The 18,317-nt window shown below is 44.8% G+C and carries 22 protein-coding genes; 8 read left to right on the top strand and 14 right to left on the bottom strand.

Going from position 1 to position 18,317, the window contains the following annotated elements:
- Positions 1–757: transposase (locus QUB52_RS21400; RefSeq protein WP_332976270.1), on the top strand; the 757-nt coding region annotated here is incomplete at its 5' end.
- 431 nt (positions 758–1,188) lie between these two features.
- Positions 1,189–2,094: a heterocyst differentiation master regulator HetR gene (gene hetR / locus QUB52_RS21405; protein ID WP_265236688.1), complete on the top strand. Its 906-nt coding sequence runs from the start codon at positions 1,189–1,191 to the stop codon at positions 2,092–2,094.
- Positions 2,095–2,335: 241 nt separating this feature from the next.
- On the opposite strand, the gene QUB52_RS21410 is transcribed toward hetR, so the two are convergent.
- Positions 2,336–3,190 carry a DUF92 domain-containing protein gene (locus QUB52_RS21410; protein ID WP_332973726.1) on the bottom strand — a complete coding sequence of 285 codons (855 nt, stop codon included), beginning with the start codon at positions 3,188–3,190 and terminating at the stop codon, positions 2,336–2,338.
- A gap of 11 nt (positions 3,191–3,201) precedes the next feature.
- Between QUB52_RS21410 and QUB52_RS21415 the strand changes: the two genes are divergently transcribed.
- Entirely contained in the window at positions 3,202–3,639 is a 438-nt protein-coding gene (locus QUB52_RS21415) for a VOC family protein (RefSeq protein WP_265236644.1), read from the top strand.
- A gap of 111 nt (positions 3,640–3,750) precedes the next feature.
- On the opposite strand, the gene QUB52_RS21420 is transcribed toward QUB52_RS21415, so the two are convergent.
- On the bottom strand, positions 3,751–4,362 hold the full coding sequence (locus QUB52_RS21420; RefSeq protein WP_265236645.1) for an esterase/lipase family protein: 612 nt from the start codon (positions 4,360–4,362) through the stop codon (positions 3,751–3,753).
- A gap of 2 nt (positions 4,363–4,364) precedes the next feature.
- Positions 4,365–4,982: an esterase/lipase family protein gene (locus QUB52_RS21425; RefSeq protein ID WP_332973724.1), complete on the bottom strand. Its 618-nt coding sequence runs from the start codon at positions 4,980–4,982 to the stop codon at positions 4,365–4,367.
- Between the two features lie 316 nt (positions 4,983–5,298).
- Here QUB52_RS21425 and QUB52_RS21430 point away from each other — a divergent pair, with 316 nt between their 5' ends.
- Positions 5,299–5,862: a hypothetical protein gene (locus QUB52_RS21430; RefSeq protein WP_265236646.1), complete on the top strand. Its 564-nt coding sequence runs from the start codon at positions 5,299–5,301 to the stop codon at positions 5,860–5,862.
- Between the two features lie 104 nt (positions 5,863–5,966).
- Here the strand turns inward: QUB52_RS21430 and QUB52_RS21435 are convergent, their stop codons facing one another.
- A complete protein-coding gene (locus QUB52_RS21435) occupies positions 5,967–7,124 on the bottom strand; it encodes a tetratricopeptide repeat protein (RefSeq protein WP_332969590.1) in 1,158 nt (385 codons plus the stop codon).
- 108 nt (positions 7,125–7,232) lie between these two features.
- Between QUB52_RS21435 and QUB52_RS21440 the strand changes: the two genes are divergently transcribed.
- Positions 7,233–7,556, top strand: a complete 324-nt coding sequence (locus tag QUB52_RS21440) for a DUF4258 domain-containing protein (RefSeq protein ID WP_332973723.1) — start codon at positions 7,233–7,235, stop codon at positions 7,554–7,556.
- A complete protein-coding gene (locus tag QUB52_RS21445; RefSeq protein ID WP_265236650.1) occupies positions 7,546–7,770 on the top strand; it encodes a YgiT-type zinc finger protein in 225 nt (74 codons plus the stop codon). Before QUB52_RS21440 ends, QUB52_RS21445 begins: the two co-directional genes overlap by 11 nt.
- Positions 7,771–7,788: 18 nt before the next feature.
- Here the strand turns inward: QUB52_RS21445 and QUB52_RS21450 are convergent, their stop codons facing one another.
- The 8 genes from QUB52_RS21450 to sir all read right to left on the bottom strand — a co-directional run bounded on the left by QUB52_RS21450 (position 7,789) and on the right by sir (position 14,070).
- The gene (locus QUB52_RS21450) at positions 7,789–8,532 is read right to left on the bottom strand and encodes a PPC domain-containing protein (RefSeq protein ID WP_332973722.1); all 744 of its coding nucleotides are present in this window, start codon (positions 8,530–8,532) and stop codon (positions 7,789–7,791) included.
- Positions 8,533–8,543: 11 nt separating this feature from the next.
- A complete protein-coding gene (locus tag QUB52_RS21455) occupies positions 8,544–8,996 on the bottom strand; it encodes a hypothetical protein (protein WP_332973721.1) in 453 nt (150 codons plus the stop codon).
- 218 nt (positions 8,997–9,214) lie between these two features.
- Positions 9,215–9,643: a lysozyme inhibitor LprI family protein gene (locus QUB52_RS21460; protein WP_332973719.1), complete on the bottom strand. Its 429-nt coding sequence runs from the start codon at positions 9,641–9,643 to the stop codon at positions 9,215–9,217.
- A 239-nt stretch (positions 9,644–9,882) separates the two neighbouring features.
- The gene (locus tag QUB52_RS21465) at positions 9,883–10,230 is read right to left on the bottom strand and encodes a lysozyme inhibitor LprI family protein (RefSeq protein ID WP_332969586.1); all 348 of its coding nucleotides are present in this window, start codon (positions 10,228–10,230) and stop codon (positions 9,883–9,885) included.
- 160 nt (positions 10,231–10,390) lie between these two features.
- A complete protein-coding gene (locus QUB52_RS21470; protein WP_332969585.1) occupies positions 10,391–10,741 on the bottom strand; it encodes a type II toxin-antitoxin system PemK/MazF family toxin in 351 nt (116 codons plus the stop codon).
- Positions 10,728–10,958 carry a hypothetical protein gene (locus QUB52_RS21475; RefSeq protein ID WP_265236658.1) on the bottom strand — a complete coding sequence of 77 codons (231 nt, stop codon included), beginning with the start codon at positions 10,956–10,958 and terminating at the stop codon, positions 10,728–10,730. The genes QUB52_RS21470 and QUB52_RS21475 overlap by 14 nt, the downstream gene beginning before the upstream one ends.
- Before the next feature lie 51 nt (positions 10,959–11,009).
- On the bottom strand, positions 11,010–11,846 hold the full coding sequence (locus QUB52_RS21480) for a 16S rRNA (uracil(1498)-N(3))-methyltransferase (RefSeq protein ID WP_332973717.1): 837 nt from the start codon (positions 11,844–11,846) through the stop codon (positions 11,010–11,012).
- A gap of 232 nt (positions 11,847–12,078) precedes the next feature.
- The gene (sir, locus tag QUB52_RS21485; protein WP_332973716.1) at positions 12,079–14,070 is read right to left on the bottom strand and encodes a sulfite reductase, ferredoxin dependent; all 1,992 of its coding nucleotides are present in this window, start codon (positions 14,068–14,070) and stop codon (positions 12,079–12,081) included.
- A gap of 287 nt (positions 14,071–14,357) precedes the next feature.
- Between sir and QUB52_RS21490 the strand changes: the two genes are divergently transcribed.
- Complete coding sequence (locus tag QUB52_RS21490) at positions 14,358–14,606, top strand: chlororespiratory reduction protein 7 (RefSeq protein WP_332969581.1); 249 nt, start codon at positions 14,358–14,360, stop codon at positions 14,604–14,606.
- Positions 14,607–15,010: 404 nt separating this feature from the next.
- Here the strand turns inward: QUB52_RS21490 and QUB52_RS21495 are convergent, their stop codons facing one another.
- Both QUB52_RS21495 and QUB52_RS21500 read right to left on the bottom strand, forming a co-directional pair.
- Positions 15,011–15,391: a hypothetical protein gene (locus QUB52_RS21495; protein WP_265236666.1), complete on the bottom strand. Its 381-nt coding sequence runs from the start codon at positions 15,389–15,391 to the stop codon at positions 15,011–15,013.
- A 118-nt stretch (positions 15,392–15,509) separates the two neighbouring features.
- Entirely contained in the window at positions 15,510–16,649 is a 1,140-nt protein-coding gene (locus QUB52_RS21500; RefSeq protein WP_332973737.1) for a glycosyltransferase family 4 protein, read from the bottom strand.
- A gap of 617 nt (positions 16,650–17,266) precedes the next feature.
- On the opposite strand from QUB52_RS21500, the gene QUB52_RS21505 reads away from it, so the two are divergent.
- Positions 17,267–18,313 (top strand): ABC transporter substrate-binding protein, encoded by a 1,047-nt coding sequence (locus QUB52_RS21505; RefSeq protein ID WP_332973714.1) that lies wholly within the window; start codon positions 17,267–17,269, stop codon positions 18,311–18,313.
- Positions 18,314–18,317: the final 4 nt, after the last annotated feature.

The raw sequence follows: 18,317 nt of genomic DNA on the forward strand, positions 1-18,317 counted from the left end.
CACGATTCTCCCGAAAAACGGTGCTTTCTATTTGGAAGTGTCTTACGAGGTAGAATGCCAGCAGCATAATTTAGATCCCAGTCAAGCATTATCAATCGATTTGGGAACTGCCGACAATTTAGCTGCTTGTGTTGACACGTTGGGAAATTATTTCTTGCTCGACGCTCGCGTTATGAAGGCGATGAATCAACTTTGGAACAAGAAAGTAGCGACCAGGAAAGAAGGGAAGCCCACAGGTTATTGGGATAGCTGGTTAGACCGCGTAACTCGTAAGCGCAATCATCGGATGCGCGATGGTGTCAATAAAGCTGCAAAGTTAATCGTCGATTATTGCTTGAAGCACGGTATTGGCAATCTAGTAATTGGATGGAACCAAGGGTTTAAATCCAATGTTGATATGGGCAGTCTGAATAATCAGAAATTTGTTCAGATGCCTTTGGGCAAATTGAAAGAGCGTTTAAATCAACTTTGTGATTTGCACGGTATTCAGTTCACCGAAACAGAAGAAGCGTACAGTTCCAAAGCTAGCTTTCTTGATGGAGACTCCCTACCCAAGTACGGTGAAAAACCGCTTGGGTGGAAAGCGTCTGGAAGGCGAATTAAGCGTGGATTGTATTGTTCTGCGGACGGAAGTTTAGTTAACGCGGATCTTCACGGTGCCACTAATATTCTAAGAAAAGTAGCCAGTAAGTTAGGTGTAAAACTTGACCGACTGGGTAGACGGTGTTTGGCTACCGTAGCGAGAATCAGGCTTTAGTGATAACTAAGGTTATTCTGTCAGCAGAATCTCAGTGGCTTCAGCCCTGAGAGTGTCAATCTCCCCCCTCTCGGAGCCACCTCAAATTCCTCCGATCGCAATAGTTCTTTACCTTTTCCCCCCGCAGGTGGGGTTGAATTTTCAACGGCTGCACTATAATTAACGTGCGATAACTAACTTATATATAGGTACACCCTGAGTACAGAGGGTGCAGCACTCGACTTAAATTTGCCAATAAGAACCAATTATTCGGTGTCGATCGCCTTTAAGTCAATGCCCCTGTTACCTCAGGGAAATGAACTCGCCTGAATATTAGGGTAGCTGCCAAGATTTCCGGCGACAGTCGGCTATGCTTGATTCGGCGGTCTCGCAATATTTTATTAATGGAGGATGAAAAGATGCCTCCAAGTTTTACTATTTCGGAGATTGTGATGAAAAATGACTCTTTAGATTTGGTCAAAAGCCTGAGCCCCAGTGCAATGGATCAGATCATGCTATATCTGGCGTTTAGCGCCATGAGAACCAGTGGGCACAGGCACGGGGCGTTTCTAGACGCGGCCGCAACGGCGGCTAAGTGTGCCATTTATATGACCTATATGGAGCAGGATAACAACCTGCGGATGACCGGACACTTGCATCACATTGAGCCTAAACGGGTGAAAGTGATCGTCGAGGAAGTCCGGGAAGCTCTGACTAAGGGAAAATTGCTGAAAATGTTGGGTTCCCAAGAACCTAGATATTTGATTCAGTTTCCTTATGTCTGGCTGGAACAGTATGCTTGGGTTCCGGGACGCCCTCGGATTCCGGGCAACAGTTTGACTGCGGATGAAAAAAAATATCTCGAAGGCAAGGTTCCTGCTAATCCACCTGATGCTCAACTGATCAATTCTTTTCAGTTTATGGAGTTGATCGAGTTTCTGCACAGGCGATCGCAAGAAGATATGTCTCCAGAAAGGCGAATGCCTTTGAGCGAAGCTCTAGCAGAACACATCAAGCGCCGCTTGATCTATTCGGGAACAGTGACTCGCATTGATTCTCCTTGGGGAATGCCTTTTTATGCCCTCACCCGCGCTACTTACTCTCCGGCAGAGCAGGAAGAGCGGACATTTATTATGGTGGAGGATACGGCTAGATATTTCCGGCTGATGCAGGATTGGGCGGAAAAACAACCCAAGGTGATGCGAGTTATGGAAACTTTAGATATTCCGCCGGAACGGCTCGACCAAGCTGTTGAGGAATTAGATGAAATTATTCGTAATTGGGCCGATCGCTATCACAAACGGGGCGAACCAACGATGATTGTACAAATGGTTTTTGGGCCGCAAGACGACGATTAGTCATGGGGCATGGGGCATGGGGCATGGGGCATGGGGCATGGGGCATTAGTGGTTAGTGGTTAGTGGTTAGTGGTTAGTCAGTAGTCATTAGTTATTGGTTGATTCCTTGACGGTAATGACTAACGATTAATAACTAATATTTCTGGGCGCAGAAACCGGGTTTTGTACGACAATATTGCGTTAATGCCTTGAATAATCGTGCAAAACCCGGTTTCTTAGGTGAGATTTCGTCCAAGCTTGACTAAGCTAAAAAAGCTCTCCAAGCGGAGGCTAGGACGATCGCTGCGATCGCTCCGATGAGCGTATTAAAAAAATTCACTACCTCATTCGTCAGCCACTCAAACTGTGATTGCACCGTAGCGCCAATCACACTCTCGATATTGGTAGCAATAAAAGCTGCTATAACACAAACCAGAATTCCTGTCAAGTCAATTAAACCCACAGCCCAGCTAACAAGAGCCATCAGAATCGAGCCGACAATACCGGCGATCGTTCCTTCCAAACTTACCGCCCCTTCCGTACCCCTAGGTACAGGCTGCAAGGTAGTAATCAAAAACGTATGCTTCCCGTAAGCTTTGCCGATTTCGCTGGCGCAGGTATCAGAAAGTTTGGTGCAGAAACTCGCCGCATAACCCAGCAATAACAGGGAAATCAGATCTTGTGACACAGGCATCTTGCCTGTGTCTCCTAAAAAATTGCCTGTGTCTCCTAAAATACCGCCTGTGTCTCCTAAAATAGATAAAGCCAAAACTCCCACAGCACAAGTAGCAGCGGTTAAAGCCGAACCCCAGACATTTTCCGGGCCGCGCGTACCCGATCGCTTTTCAGCTATGCCTTCAGCTTCTTTTTGGGCTTTGCCAATGCGGGTAACTCCAGATCCGACAAGAAAGTAGAACATGACCACAGCATAGCCTTGCCATCCCAAACTGCCCCAGATGATGACACCCAGCAGCCAACCGTGGAGTTGTCCAGCCGGAGTAAGCAATTTTTTAGGAGCAAGTGTGGCGATCGCGAGTAAAAATGTATTCAGGGCGATCGCCACCAACCAAGGATTAGACCAAGATAAATAATTAAAGAACAATTCTGAATTCTGCATTTAGTACCTCCATGAGCAAAGTCTTATTTCATCTTGCCTTCCCCGTGACCGATATTGCCCAAACCAAAGCCTTTTACGTAGACGGGCTCGGCTGCGAACTCGGTCGCGAATCGCCGAATTCTGCAATTATGGGGCTGTGCGGCCATCAAATAGTCGCCCACCTCAGCCACGAACCTTTGACCCCTCAGCGAGGCATCTATCCCCGGCATTTTGGGTTAATTTTCACTTCAGAAGCTGACTGGGAAGGGTTGTTAGAAAAAGCCCAGCAAAACAAATTGAATTTCTATCAAGAACCGAGAAGGCGATTTATCGGTTTGCCCACAGAACACCGCACTTTCTTCTTACAAGACCCTTTCCACAATATACTGGAGTTCAAGTATTACTGCGAAGCTGAAGCAATTTTTGGCCGCAGCGAATACGCTGAAGTCGGCGATACAGTTGACAGTTGACAGTTGACAGTTGACAGTTGACAGCTAGTAGGGTGCGTCCGCAGAGAGTTATTTGGTGTGTCATTGAGCATCTGTATGCTGACGCACCGTACAAATGATAGTCGCCACAAGTTAATAAGAATTTTTCAATGGTTCTGAAAGTGCTTCAGTGACCGCTTTTAAACTGCGGTCATGCCTCGCCATCATAGCATGGGCGAACACGGACAATTTTACTTCTTTTGCTGCTGATATTTGGGAACTAGAAGCAGGGACGATGATGAAATCCCAATCTGTCCAAATCGAAGTAAAATTCAGCTTTTCCAACAAGGCAGCATCTCGATTTAAATCTTTCAGAAAAGCACTGCGCGGACGCATTTGGATGCAGCCTTTTCCCCAAAGAACCCAAGCCGTCCAAGTACCGCTGTGAGGGGAAGATATGGCAATAAAGCGCTGGACTCGGTTAATTCCGCCTAACCTTTGCAAGTAATAGCGAGTTACTAAACCGCCCATACTCAATCCTACTATATCTAAAGGCTGTTGTGGCTCGAAGTTTTTGTCTATGTAATCTGCCATTTGTTGGGCTAATTCGTCGATGCTGGCGTTGCCCCAGTGGGGCGAGAGATCGAGGGTGTAGACTGACCAACCTAAATCTCTGAGGTAGGCAGACATTTTGTGGAAAATTCCCGATCTTCTAAAGATTCCGTGAATTAGCAAGACTGGGTTGCGGCTGAAATTGCTATTCATTTTTAAGTGGGAACTTTATTTTTAATAGGTGCTTTTAGTTCTTCAACTAATGCGTTAATACTTTGGGGTTCTGTCACCATTTGGCGGTGCAGCATGACGTTTAGTTTGACTTCTTTACCTACTGGCATTTGGGAACTGTTTGACGGTAAAATCATGATGTCAAATGGTGTCCACATTGATGTAAAATTTATGCGTTTGAGTACGGTTACATCTTGATTTAAATCGCGCAGCAAGTCGCTATTGGGTCGCATATCCAGGTATCCTGGTAGGGGTAGGGAATAGGCTGTGAGGGTTCCTTTGTGGGGGGAAGATATGGTGATGAAACGCTCGACTCGGTTAATGCCTCCGAGTCGCTGGACGTAGTAGCGGCTGACGATGCCGCCCATGCTGTAGCCTACTATGTCTAAAGACTGTTTTGGATCGAAGGTTTCAGAAATGTAGTCTGCGAGTTGCTTGGCTAGGGAGTCGAGGCCGAGGCTGCCGTCGTTGGGGGTGAGGTTGAGGCTGTGGACGCACCATCCGAGTTGGGTGAGGCGGGCGGACATTTTGCTGAAAATAGCCTTTGTGTCCCAGATTCCGTGGATCAGGATGACGGGATTGCGATCGAGCGAACTGTTCATTTTGCGGAAAAATTGCTTGCCGATTACAGCATAAATCACTGCCTTAGGGAGTTTGACCCCTAGTGGGACAGATCGCGAATCGGATCGAGGTATCTCGGGCAAATTAGGAAATAAGTCATAAATTCTGAGATAATCGTGAATAAGTGCAAAGTTAAGACTGGCATTACTGAGTAAAAATTACTAGAAGCTCTACATTTTTAATCAAACAATGTTAATATTGATTAAGAAATGTAGACAAAAATTGCCTTACCTGGTATTCTAACTTTGTTGACAAACTTGTACAAATTTCTCTAAAAGAACAAAAGGAGTAAGTCTAATGTTTGGTTTTATCAAAAATTTCTTCGGCGGTATTTTCGGCTTTTTTGCCGGACTGTTGGGCTTGAAAAAGTCTGAATATTTCATGGATTTAGGTGAATCTTCGGCGAAGGAACCCGCTAAGGTTGCACCTGCGAAGGAACCCGCTAAGGCTGCACCTGCGAAGGTAGAGGCTGCACCTACGAAGGTAGAGGCTGCTGTTGCGAAGGTAGAGGATGCTGTTGCGAAGGTAGGGGATACTGTTGCGAAGGTAGGGGATGCTGTTGCGGCCGTACCTGCAAAAGTTGAGGCTGTTAAGTCAGGCAAGTCTGAACCGGCTAAGAAGGCTAAGGTAGAGAAAAAGTCTAAGAAAGAAAAGGAACCAGTCGCTAGCGTTCCTGCTAAGACTTCCGAACCCGCCAAGGTACCGGCTGCTGCAACTAACGGAAAAGTGCCGAGTCAAGCTGAACCGATTCGGACTTTTGCTCCTAATAATTTAATGCCGATACCAACTGCAACTCGTCGCAGCCCTGGCCCTAGCATGAACAATTTCCGGGAAATGGCACGTCAGGTAAAAATGAAGTAGGAAATTGAGAATTGGTAATAGGGAATTGGGCATTTGAGAATTGCAAATGCTGGGGTTAAAAAATTCAAAATGTCATTGCTCATTTTGAATTTTTAACTCTTTTTTTATTCCCTATTTCCTAGGTTTTTGAGAAAGGCTAATCCACTGTATAGCTGGAACGCAGAGTCCCAAGGAGTTTCGGATTTGCGCTCGACCTCTACATGAGATACGATTTTGCTTAACATCTGCGTGTAATCGAGGACTGTCTCGGCAAATAAAGTAAATTCCGACCACACTGTAACGTCAAGCTGTTGGTCAAATATTTCCAGCAAGTGATTCCAGTTAATTCTGGTGGTACTTTGAGGTATTTGTGGGGATTTTTTGACTCTGGATGTTTTGTTTTTCGGGTTCGGTGAAGCTGCGCTAGTTGCTGAAATTTGGGTGAAGTCAACGCCTTGTTGAAATTCGTAGCTTTGGTCGCAAATTCGCAGAATGCAGTTGCGGCTGGGAATGTGCAAGTCGCAGATTTGAGCGTAATCTTGGGTAATTTCTTTGTGGCGAAATTGATCGGTTCTGCGGTTGGGCGAGTAGTCCATGATTTCCATGAACATCGGCAACAAGCCTTCTACTCTTTGGCTGACTTCTGACCAGTGAAATTCGATAGAACCGAGTCTATTTAGGTTGTCTTTGCAAACAACGGCTGGGGAAGAGAGAGACTGGAAGTGTTGCACTCGGAAGATTTGGATTTTTTGAATGTCGGCTAGGGTTGCCCAAAATACGGGAATGCCGACGTTGAGGAGTTCTTTGCCGTAAATTCGGAGTTCGGCGATGGGGCCAGTTTTGTAGAGTCTCCAGCCGCGGCTTTGAATTTGCGTCCGGGTTGTGTAGGCGTCAATTTTGAAGATTCTGCTGATATTTTGTACGGCTGCGGGTTTGTTTTCGGGGCTGACGGCTTCGAGGATTAGGAGTCCGGGTTCGAGGTTGCTGGGGTCGTTTTTGGCGGTTTCTATGGCTTGTTGGCGGAGGTTTTGTTCTATGGTTTCTATCCGTTGAATGCCTTGGCGCGCCTGGGTAACGATTTTGGGGTTGGTGATGTCGCGGAGTATTTGTTTATAGGTTGTTTGGGCTTTTTCGAGGTTATTGGTGAGTTCGTAGTAGCGGCCAATGTAGTATTTTACCCAGGGATTTTCGGGTGATTCTTTTTGCAGTTGTTTGATGAGTTGGGCTGCTTGTTTGTAGTCTTGGCTTTCTAGGGCGGTGGCTATTTGGTGGATGTCTGTCATGGCGGTTGGGGGAATGGGTGTGTTTCTATCTTGGCTGATGTTTGGTTGGTTCCGCCAGTGGTTAACAATTTTGGCTCTTGTGTTAAGTTATAGATATGATATGAAACTATGACAATCATTGAAAAAATACGTGTCAAAATTGTAAAAAATGATTTTGAGCTTTCACAACACGCCGTAAACCAAAGCATAGTTCACCGTATCAGGGTACAAGAACTCCGGGAAGCAATAATGACTGGTGAAGTTATCGAAGAGTATCCCGATGACAAATATGGCCCAAGCTGTTTGATTTTCGGCTTCACCATTGCCAATAGACCTTTGCACGTTCAGTGCAGTTATCCATCTCGCCCTTTGGTAAAAATCATTACTTTATACGAACCAGATCGGAAAATTTGGCTTGATTTTAAGTTAAGGATAAATCAAAATGAACAATGATATTTGGAAAGAAACAATGGTGGAACAAAAGGTAACTTACACGCTTGAAATCAATGGTAAGTTTATTATTATTGAAAATGTTCCTGCTAGAGTGTGTTTGGAAACGGGTGAGCGTTTTTTTTCGCCTGAGACTGTGGAACAGTTGCAGAAGATGATTTGGGAAGATAGAAAGCCGACTAGGGTGATTGAAACACCTGTTTTTGAGTTTGCTTAGCGGTTGGTTTAAGTTTATTTAAAGCTGGTTGGAATTAACGCTTAATGTGTAAGTACCTTTGCTGGTGCGATCGCCTCCTTTAACAATTATTTTATAAGTGCCGTTAGTAGGCAATTTTACGGTGAGTTGAGACTCTCGGCGATTCTGGGAGTTACCTGTTGTTTGGGCAATATTTTTGCCGCTGGTGTCGAACAGTGTTATGTTGTGGTCGAATGCTCTGCTTTTGAGGTCGATCGTAATAGATTGACCTGCACGTCCTTGGAACGTATGTTCGCGGGATTCGCCTGCTTTTAAGGTTTCTTGCTGCTGGAGGATGGAAAGGGAGGTGAGTTTTGCTCGATCGACATTACTGAAATCTAAGCCATAATTTGTCATGGGTGTATCCAAACCATTTCCTTCTCTGACTGTGATGATAAAAGCAGTTTTATTTTTGGTATCTGGGACTATTTTATCAATAAAATTGGCTTGTATTTTGGGTTGACTTAAAGGTTTTGGTTGGTTAAAATTTGGTTTTGATACACATAGAATCACGCCTCCATCTTGATAGCGGGCGCTGTAGAATAAATATTTTTGACCGTTAGTTGTAAATTCGTTTGTGAAAAAGATAGTGTATCTTTCAAGTTGGGGTAGTTGTTGGTTACGGCGACAATTTTTATCGATGTAGATTTCGGTGGCTGGCTGCGCTTGGGCGAAAACCGCTGGTGTGATGGCGGTTATAAATGATGCTGAAATGAGGGTGATGGTAAAGGGGAGAGTTTTCATAATACTTGTTTCTATTTCTTTTGGTCAGGAATTGTAGTGAATACGCGGATACATTCTGCGAGTCTTTTTTCGCCAAAATCAGGTAGTTGGCTGATGTTGAGTTGGTGCCATTTGCTGAAATCGAAGGGTTTCCCGGAGGAGAATTCCCATTTAGCGCGATCGTAACCTTGGTCGGGAGGAGATGCTATGGTTTGAATATTCAGAGTGTTCTGACTAATTATACCTTTCAAGCAGCTATTGTCGCTCGTATTGCTGCGGTATTCAAAGGCTGTGAAGCTTTCACCTGTTTTCTGGAAAATCATGTATTGAGTTGCTAGGCGGTTGGCGAATGGTACTTCTCCGTAAAAATATTTGCCGTCTGGTAGGTTTTGGAGTGTCTGCGCGGGCTGGGCTAAAATGGGTAAGGGGCAAATAGTGAGGATTGCTAGGCTGGTGCTGAGTAGGATGTGCGATCGCCTTTTCATGATTTTTTTAGTTATTTTGGGCGATCGCTCTTTTATAACACAAAATCAGGTTGATTCGTCAGCGTTCAAACGATCGCAGGACTAACATAAAAATTGGTTTGATGCGCTAATTGAAGGGGGAAGGTGCGCACTGCGCACCCTACATCAGCTTCTGTCTAAGTTTTGTCTTCGTCAAACATCGCCAGAAACACCAACTTTTACACGGTGTACTTCCTGTTTTATCTCTTTTTTAAACGACTTTGTAATTCAGCGGTGCGTTGTGTGGTCTTTCTTTCTAAACATTGATTGAGAAAACCGCTATAACCAGTACCACCTCGATTTATTGAAACTTCAAGATTGCAGTCTTGATCCCGTGACTTAATCCATTGTCGCTGTATTTTGATCAGTGTCGATCGCTCTTGGCGGCTCAATTTAGACATCAGTTGTTTGTAAACCTGGTTCAGTCGTTTGTCCGAGGCGTCGTACCTTAAGCGCAGACACCTGTTAATCTCTATGTTAGTTGTGGCGTTTTCGCAAATATAGTGTTGTTGAGCTATCAGAGTTGGTGTGACTTCGATCGTCCCTTTTGACTCTGCAAACACTGGCGAAGACGTAAATCCAACAATAGCTAAGCCTACGACTGCATTAAAAATCGATCGCCCTTTCATAAATTTTCCTCTGTGTTATAAGTTTTCTTGTTGTTGCAAATGCAGCCTTGGTAAACCGCAACAGCAATACTCAAAAGGCTGTATAGATTTATATATCTCTCTCTTTCAGCCTCTTTCCGCTCTATTTATGCGAAAAATCGAGTTTCTTACAAAACTTTACATAAAGTTGCCAAATCTGGCTGGATACGAATAGGGGGGGGAATTGAGATCGATCGCACTTAAAGCAAATCAAATCGGTTTCAATACTTTTCCAATTCCGCAGTGCGCGCTTTTGTCATCCGATCTAAACATTCATTGAGGAAACCGGAATGGCCAGTACCGCCACGACTTCTATAGGTTTCAAATTCGCAGTTATTGTCGCGCAACTTAATCCACCCTAATTGTGCTTCCGCAAGAATCGATCGCTCTTCGCCGCTCAATTTAGCAACCAGTTGCTTGTAAACCTCATTCAACTTCTTGTCTGAGGTTTCGTACCTAAACCTAATACAAGCTCTGACTTCCACGTCTCCTTGCGGGCGATCGCAATTAATCTGTTGAGCAATCGGAAAACGCCCAGATTGTGCAAAAACTGATGTTGTTGCTAACATTGTCAAAAGCGCAATCGAGCAAAAGAGCGATCGACTTTTCCGTAAATTTATTTTCATTATCCTTGAAACCAGCTATTTTACCAATTTTATTAACACAAGACTGATTTGATTGAATGAATTTAAAGATTGTTTTTAGACTTGGCGATAGATGCCCTGTTTATCAGATTGCTAAAGTATGCTTGAGCGCTGCATCTACTGCGGCCATATTTGACCAAATACCAATTTTGCGATCGATTTCAACTTCTAGAAGCGTCACCAGATTGTCTGTCATGATTACCGAGTCAGCCAACAATCGTGTTTGCTTACCTTCCGGTGTTTCTAGGGAAACTAAAACTCGGCTTGGATGTCCTGCACGGGCTAAATTGCTAGTAATCATTGCTGTAATAGTTTGCCCTAAACCAGATCTCAAATTGTCTGATTGAACTATCAAAACAGGACGGCGCTTGGCAGTACGCAAATCAGCATTGGGAAACAAAACCAGGACTACATCACCACGATTATAAAGCATCATAAGCATCCATTTCCGGTCGTTCCCAATCCTCTGCGAATCTGCTCAACCTGATCCTTAAATCTGCTGCTTTCTCCCGATCGATACCGCGAGATTGTAGCTCTACCAATCCTGATTCTGCCAGAAAAGTAACGATAACTTTCCCTTCTGTTAAGTCACCCGGAGTTTCCAATAACACAACTTTGCCATCTCGATATATACCCTTTACTGATTTTAACATTTTAGTTTTATTCCTAATGAATCATTGACATTTTAGCTTCGTTTACGATATCTAGCACTTCAGAGAAATATTTGTTGAGGATTGCCACTTTTCAAAAGCTGCTCCTACTAACGATAAAGCCACCATCGGTGCTGTTACTGCTCTCAGGATTCTACTACCCAAAGAAACAGGTTCAAAGCCACATTCGATCGCCCTTTCCACTTCTCCATCAGTCCAGCCGCCCTCCGGGCCAACCGCAATCGCGATCGATTCCGGTTCTTGCTCCCCCCTTAGCAAGGGGGGCTGGGGGGGTTCCTCCGGTTCTTGCTCCCCCCTTAGCAAGGGGGGCTGGGGGGGTTCCAAACCACTCAAACAATCCCACAAATGCCGATTGTCCCCGCGAGCAAGACAAATAAATCGATATTTTTGACTGCAATCTTTGACAGCTAAATCAAAGGAAACAGGTTCATAAACCGCTGGTACAATTTGACGTTCCGACTGTTCCGCCGCCTCCGCAGCAATCCTTCTCCAGCGATCGACCTTTTGAGCACTCGGTTTGAGCAAAGTGCGATCGCTCGTCATCGGCACAATACTTGCCACACCCAACTCCGTCGCCTGTCTCACAACCTCGTCAAAGCCGTTTCCTTTGGGCAATGCCGCCATCAAAGTTACTTCCACTGGTAGCTCCATGTTTACAGCAATCTCCTCTGCTATCGAGGCAAATAACCCGGTTTCCCGTGCTTCTAGGGCTGCTGACCACCAATGTCCCCGTCCGTCCATTGCAATAAATCGATCGCCCTGATTCAGTCGCAACACTCGGCATAAATAATGCTGTTGTTCGGGGGTTAAGTTGATTGTGTGATCGCAAATTTGATCTGCATTAACTGCTAATCTTTGTAGTTGGGGCATTTAATTTTGGATTGTTCGTTTTTCTATTAGATTTTTTTTCTTTAACCGCAGAGAGCGCATAGAACGCAGAGGAAGAGAGGAGGAGAAGGGATCGTTTTTTTGTTGGCAAGTTTAAAGGCAAAGCATTTACAATCAGATTTATGTTGAAAATCTAATTTTTTCTGCAAATGCTTTGCCTTTATATTAATTTTGTGTGAGGTTTATCTGATGCGATCGAAAATCGAGAATCGGCTTATGCTTCCTCCTTAATCTTCTTCAAATAAGTGGAAATTGCCTCTGTAGCTAACTGCGTGATTGGCTTGCCCTGGCGGGCTGCTTCTTCCTTGAGCTCGTTGTAGATTTCATCGCGGACACTAATTCGACGGCGGACTTTGCCACCGCCAGCAGTGGGAGTCTCGTTTTCATCGTCGTTACTAGACGTAACAGCTAAATCATTAATCTCAGTTGTCATCGAGTCAGTAGATTGGTGATTGGTTACAAATTGACGGATAGATTCTAACCCAACGCGATCGCAAAAATCGCCAAAACTCTCACTCTTTTGCCGTTTTTGCTTGAAATAAACAAAAATCGGCTCCAGAAAAGCTTCAAAATTATTGATGTGCAGCTTTTCCTCAATCGGTTTTGCCAGCCGCGTTTGCGATGGAGAACCGCCCAGCCAAATCTGGTAGGATTCCGGCGAACTCCCGACAAACCCCAATTCTGCCATATAAGGGCGGGCGCATCCATTGGGGCAACCAGTCATCCGCACCACAAAATGCTCGTCTTCTAAACCAACTTTGGTCAAACTCGCCCGAATTCGATCTAAAATTGCCGGAATCACGCGCTCGGACTCGGTAATTGCCAGCCCGCAGGTTGGGAATGCCGGACAAGCCATAGCGTAGCGCACTAAGGGGTCGATCGCAGTTTCCCGCTGAATGCCACATCGATCGAGTATGCCCTGAATTTCTGATTTGATATCCGGTGAAATATCGTAAATCATCACGTTTTGGTGCGGAGTCACCAGCATCGGCAAGTTATACTTCTGCACGATTTCCCGCAAAGCCGTTTTTAGCTGAAACGAGCCTTCATCCTTAATCCGGCCATTTTCTACGGAAATGCCGACAAACAGCTTGCCGTCGCCTTGTTCGTGCCAGCCCAAGAAATCCAAATACTTCCACTCAGGCAGCGGTTTAAACGCTTCTAGCGGTTTGCCAAAATATTCTGCGACTTTTTCTTGGAACCACTTGACACCTTTGTCATTAATCAGGTACTTGAGTCGCGCGTGCCGTCTGTCTGTGCGATCGCCAAAATCTCTTTGTGTTGCTACAATTGCCTTGACCAAACTGTAAACATCATCCTTGGCAACATAGCAAATCTCATCAGCAAGGCGAGCAAAAGTCTCTTCTTTATTGTGAGTGCGGCCTAAACCACCGCCAGCAAACACGTCAAAACCTTGCAGATTCCCAGCTTTGTCAGTAATTACCACCAAGCTCAAATCCTGAGAGTACAAGTCAATTGAATTGTCTCCCGGTACGGTAACAGAACACTTGAACTTACGCGGCATATAATGCTCGCCGTAAATCGGTTCTTCCTTGTCGTCGCTAAAGATTGTGCCGTTGCCGTTTTGCTGTCTGGCGGCCTTGACTGCGGGGTCTTCCTCAGCCGAAACTGCCTTTTCGCCGTCCAACCAAATTTCGTAATAACCACCAGTTTGCGGTGTTAGCAAATCGGCGACATTGTTGGCATATTTGAGCGCATACTCGTATTCTGGGCGATTTTTGTACGGTGCTGGCGGTGCCATGACGTTGCGGTTCAAGTCGCCGCAAGCTCCCAAGGTTGACCCCATATTTTTAATAATTGAGGAAAACACTGCTTTAAGATTTTTTTTCAACACGCCGTGAATTTGGAAACCTTGGCGGGTTGTGACGCGGAGCGTGTGGTTGCCGTATTCTTCGGATAGCTTGTCTAAGGCCAAGAATAGCTGCGGCGGAACGAACCCGCCGGGATTGCGGGTGCGGAGCATGAACTGATAGTCTTTTTCTTGTCCTTTAACTCGATTGTCGCGATTGTCTTGCTGGTACGAGCCGTGAAATTTGAGAATCTGAATCCCGTCTTCGGTGAAGTGGGTTGTGTCTTGTAACAGTTCAGTCGCAACGGGTTCTCGTAAATAGTTGCTGCGTTCTTTGAGGCCTTCTGATTTAGATGGCTTGCGCGCAACAGGGGTTGATGTCGAAGATGTGATCATGGGAATGTATAGTGCCAGTTATAATTAGAGGAAGGTCGATCGAATATTTCTTGAGAATTTGACGCTCGACCAACTTGTAATTGAGAAACATTCGCAGAAATGCTTGTTCGGATCTGTTGACAACTCGGTTAATAACTAAGTTAATAACGGTAATCCGGTAGGAATTCTGATGTTGTTCTATTGTAACACGATCGAGCCGGGGCAAGAAAATTGTAATTAAGAGTTTATACTTTCGCTAGCTTAACTGCCGGAAACTTTAGAAATAATTAACCTCAAGCACTGAAACTATGTCACTGTATGACGAAGACACCTTTGTGGTGTTAGAAACAAACCAGCCGGAGCAGTTTGTGACTGCGGCGGAACTATTAGAAAAGCTGAAAGCGGTCTTAGCTCAGGAACATGAAGATTTGCCAGCCGACGTGCTAAAATTCTCTTCTGTGGAAGAACAAGCTAAGTATTTAATTGATACTTATTGTGAATTAGATGTCGGGCCTGGAAAGTTTTTGCAGTGGTACGCAGTCCGTCTAGAAAAGTAATTTTTGGCATGGGGCATCGGGCATCGGGCATCGGGCATCGGGCATTGGGCATCGGGCATTGGGCATCGGGAATTGGGCATCGGGAATTGGTTATTAAAACAAATAACAAGTAACAAGTAACAAATAACAAGTGACAAATAACAAGTGACAAATAACAAGTGACAAATAACAAATAACAAATAACAAATAAGCTGTTCTACATTTAAATTGTGTCTCAAAAATCAATCAAACAATGAGTGGTATGGGATTCGACGCCGTACCGAATATGTAATTTAAATGCGCGACAGCTTAACAAGTGACAAATAACAAATAATAACCAACAATTAACTCATGCCCGATGCCCGATGCCCGATGCCCCATGCCCAATTCCCAATTCCCGATGCCCAATTCCCAATTCCCAATGATTAATCTTCTAATTGTTGTACCGATGATACTTCAACGGCGGTAACGTCGATCGTACCGGGCGGCGTCAAGCGGCTAAAATGACCTTCCTCTATTTTCAAAGGTTCGCCACAATTAGCACACTGAAACTGAGTTTGATTTAAAGCTGTGAATTCGTATTGACAAACTGGACACTTGTCTTCAATTAAATTGCGTTTCAACCACCACTGAAGCACGAAAAATCCCACCACAGGTGTCAGCAGCAACAAACCTACTACAATCAAAAATGATTTAACTACCCAGCCCAAACCAATTGACACCAACAAACACGCGATGCCCAGCAGTATCAGCCAATTGCTAATACGCGGTAAATTTAAAGATATTTTGGGGGTGCCTTGGTTCACGGTGGTCTCCTTGGGTGTCTTTGCAGGTAGGCTTGACTCTATCCTACTCAGAAATTCAGGCGGTCGATCGACTTAATCTTCCCATTGTACACGCAGAAACCGCTCTCTACGTTACAAGTTAATCTGAGTCAGAGGGTTGAAAAATCCCTTGTAAAGATTGACAAAGGGATGCAAAACTAAATTGTGCCAGGGTTTGTTCCCTCAACCAAGGGCGATCGCACCTTTGATCCTGTCCTCGCAAAATTTCTACACAAGCAACCGCTACTGCTGCCGAATCTCGGTGAGGAACTCGCCATCCCAGTTTACCATCTTGCAGCGGATCTGCCGAACCGTCCGCGTCCCCCGCCAGCACGGGTACTCCGCAAGCTAGAGCTTCCAAATAAGCTATACCGAAGCCTTCCTGGGAGGGCATTACATAAGCATCCGCCAACTGGTAATGTGCTGCTAAATCTGCTGTCGGTACAAAACCCGCAAATATTACTTTTTCGGCAACTCCCAAATCTTGGGCGATTTTTGCTAATCTAGGGCGATCGTCCCCGCGTCCAATAACTAAGTATTTCACATTGGGAAAACTTTTGGCAATTTCCGGCAAAGCTTGAATTGTGACATCGACACCTTTGTAACTATCGTGCGATCGCAATCTTGCCACTGTTATCAATATTTTAGCATTAATGAGATTATATTGTTTTAATAAATGTTGCGATTTTGGGCCGATTGTAAATATATTCCCATCTACCGTACAAGGCACTATGGGGAATTTTTCTGGATTTAAGTTGTTAATTTGGCAAGTGCGATCGCGCGTGTACCTGCTAATTGTCCAAATGCTGTCCGCTTGTCTCATTGCTGTTTGATATTTCGGAGCCAGCGGTTCCCACACTTCCTTGCCGTAAGTTAAAATTGTATAGGGAATTCCCAGCGATCGGCACAAAGTTTGAATCAGCGGTGCGAGGTTGATGTGACCGCAAAAAACTCGCTGCGGTCGTTTTTGCACCAAGCAATTTAGCAATATTGTAGCAAACTTAAGACGACCCAACCAAGGACGATCGGTTTTGAGGTAATAAAATTTAATATTTTTTGACTGGTAAGGATTCTTGCAGTCTGGAGAATCTCGCAACAGCAAAACTTGAGCTTGCGGCGGAGAGTTTGCCGCTGCGGTTAATGACACGTAAGCTTTCAGGATGTCTCGAACGTAGGATTGAATCCCGCCTTCGCTGGAAAATATTTCTAAGAAGCAGAATAGGTAATTTGTCGATCGCATCTCAGATTTACGCCTTGAGGGCGCAGACAATTATTTCTGTAAAATGAGTTTGCGAAAAAATGGCAATTACAGTCTACTATAATCGACCCTAATGGACTCTAAACTTAATGAATTTTTACAATCTCCTACACCGAGCAAACTTTAAGAATTATTGAGTTAGCGGAATCAGACCAGAATGCGGGTTATTATTATCAGTGCCGATATAGAGGATCGGATATTTAGTTTTTGGTAGAAGTATTGTCTATCCAAAGATAGATATTAAGCCCCTATTTAACTGTTAGGATAAACCAAGATAGAGAACTAAATTAAATATGACTCGCTCGGGTTTTAAAAGCAAGTTGTGAAATATTTTGTCAAAAATTGTCTCTTAAAAGTTTTCTTGAAGATTGAAAAAAAGAATGCTCATCAAGCATTTAATACATTCAAGCATCGTTGATTTTATTTGCAGCTAGGACAGAGATTTATATTCGTATTTCTTCTGTTCGCACAAGCAGTCTAGCGAGCCGATCGAGAAAATTTTACGAGCGCAAAATAAACAAGGTATCGTACAATCCTGTACCGGGAAAATCCTGTCACCTAAAACATTAGGTATTCGAGCTGAAACCTGACAAAAGCTAATGTTAGGTTGGCAACGTCATATTTACGAACGACTCTCTCCAAACGAGCCTTCATTGGAGTTTGAGGTGAAACGAGTAACGATCGCACTCAGTCTTTTTAGTCTACTCAGCAGCACTCTGGCAAGTTGCACAGCAGCTTCCCGGAACGCTCAAAACGGCACACAACCAAGCAACTCTGAACTTTCATCAGTTGCTGTAGCAGTCCGCGACCTCGGTAATCCATTCTTCGTACAAGTCGGCAAGGGCGCTGAGGCCGAAGCCAAGAAACTCGGCGGTGCAAACGTGAGGACAACTCTCGTTTCCAGCGGCGACGATTTAAATCAGCAATTTAATCAAATCGAAAACTTTATTGCCTCTAATGTCAGCATGATTATACTCAATGCTGCGGACACCAAAGGCATTGCACCCGCTGTCGAAAAAGCCAAGCAAGCCGGAATTCCGATAATTGCAGTTGATACCGCCGCCGAGGGAGGCGTTGATGCGACAGTTACTTCAAATAACGTGCAAGCTGGCGAAGTAAGCTGTCAATATATAGCCGATCGCTTGAAAGGAAAAGGCAGCGTTGTGATTATCAACGGGCCTCCCGTCGCTTCAGTGGTCGAGCGAGTTCAGGGCTGCCAGAGTGTGCTCTCCAAATATCCCGATCTCAAGGTTCTTTCCAAAGATCAGAACGCAGAAGGTAGTCGCGATGGCGGGTTAAGAGTGATGAGCGATTTGCTTACTTCCTTCCCAAAAATTGATGCTGTTTTTGCAATTAATGACCCCTGTGCTATTGGTGCAGAATTAGCAGCCAAACAAGCACAAAGGAGCGAATTCTTCATTGTGGGAGTCGATGGTGCACCTGAAGCTTTAGATGCGCTCAAGCAGAACAACAGTTTATTTGTGGCTACAGCAGCTCAAGATCCCTTTCGCATGGCAGCCAAGGCAGTTGAAGTCGGCAACGACATTCGGAAAGGCAAAAAGCCAGCCAATCCAAACATTCTGATTCCAGTCGCGCTGATTACTCGCGAAAACGTCAATCAACATAAAGGCTGGACAAGCGAGTGACCTT

This window comes from Microcoleus sp. A6-C6 (assembly GCF_036705955.1).
Classification (GTDB): Bacteria; Cyanobacteriota; Cyanobacteriia; order Cyanobacteriales; family Microcoleaceae; genus Microcoleus.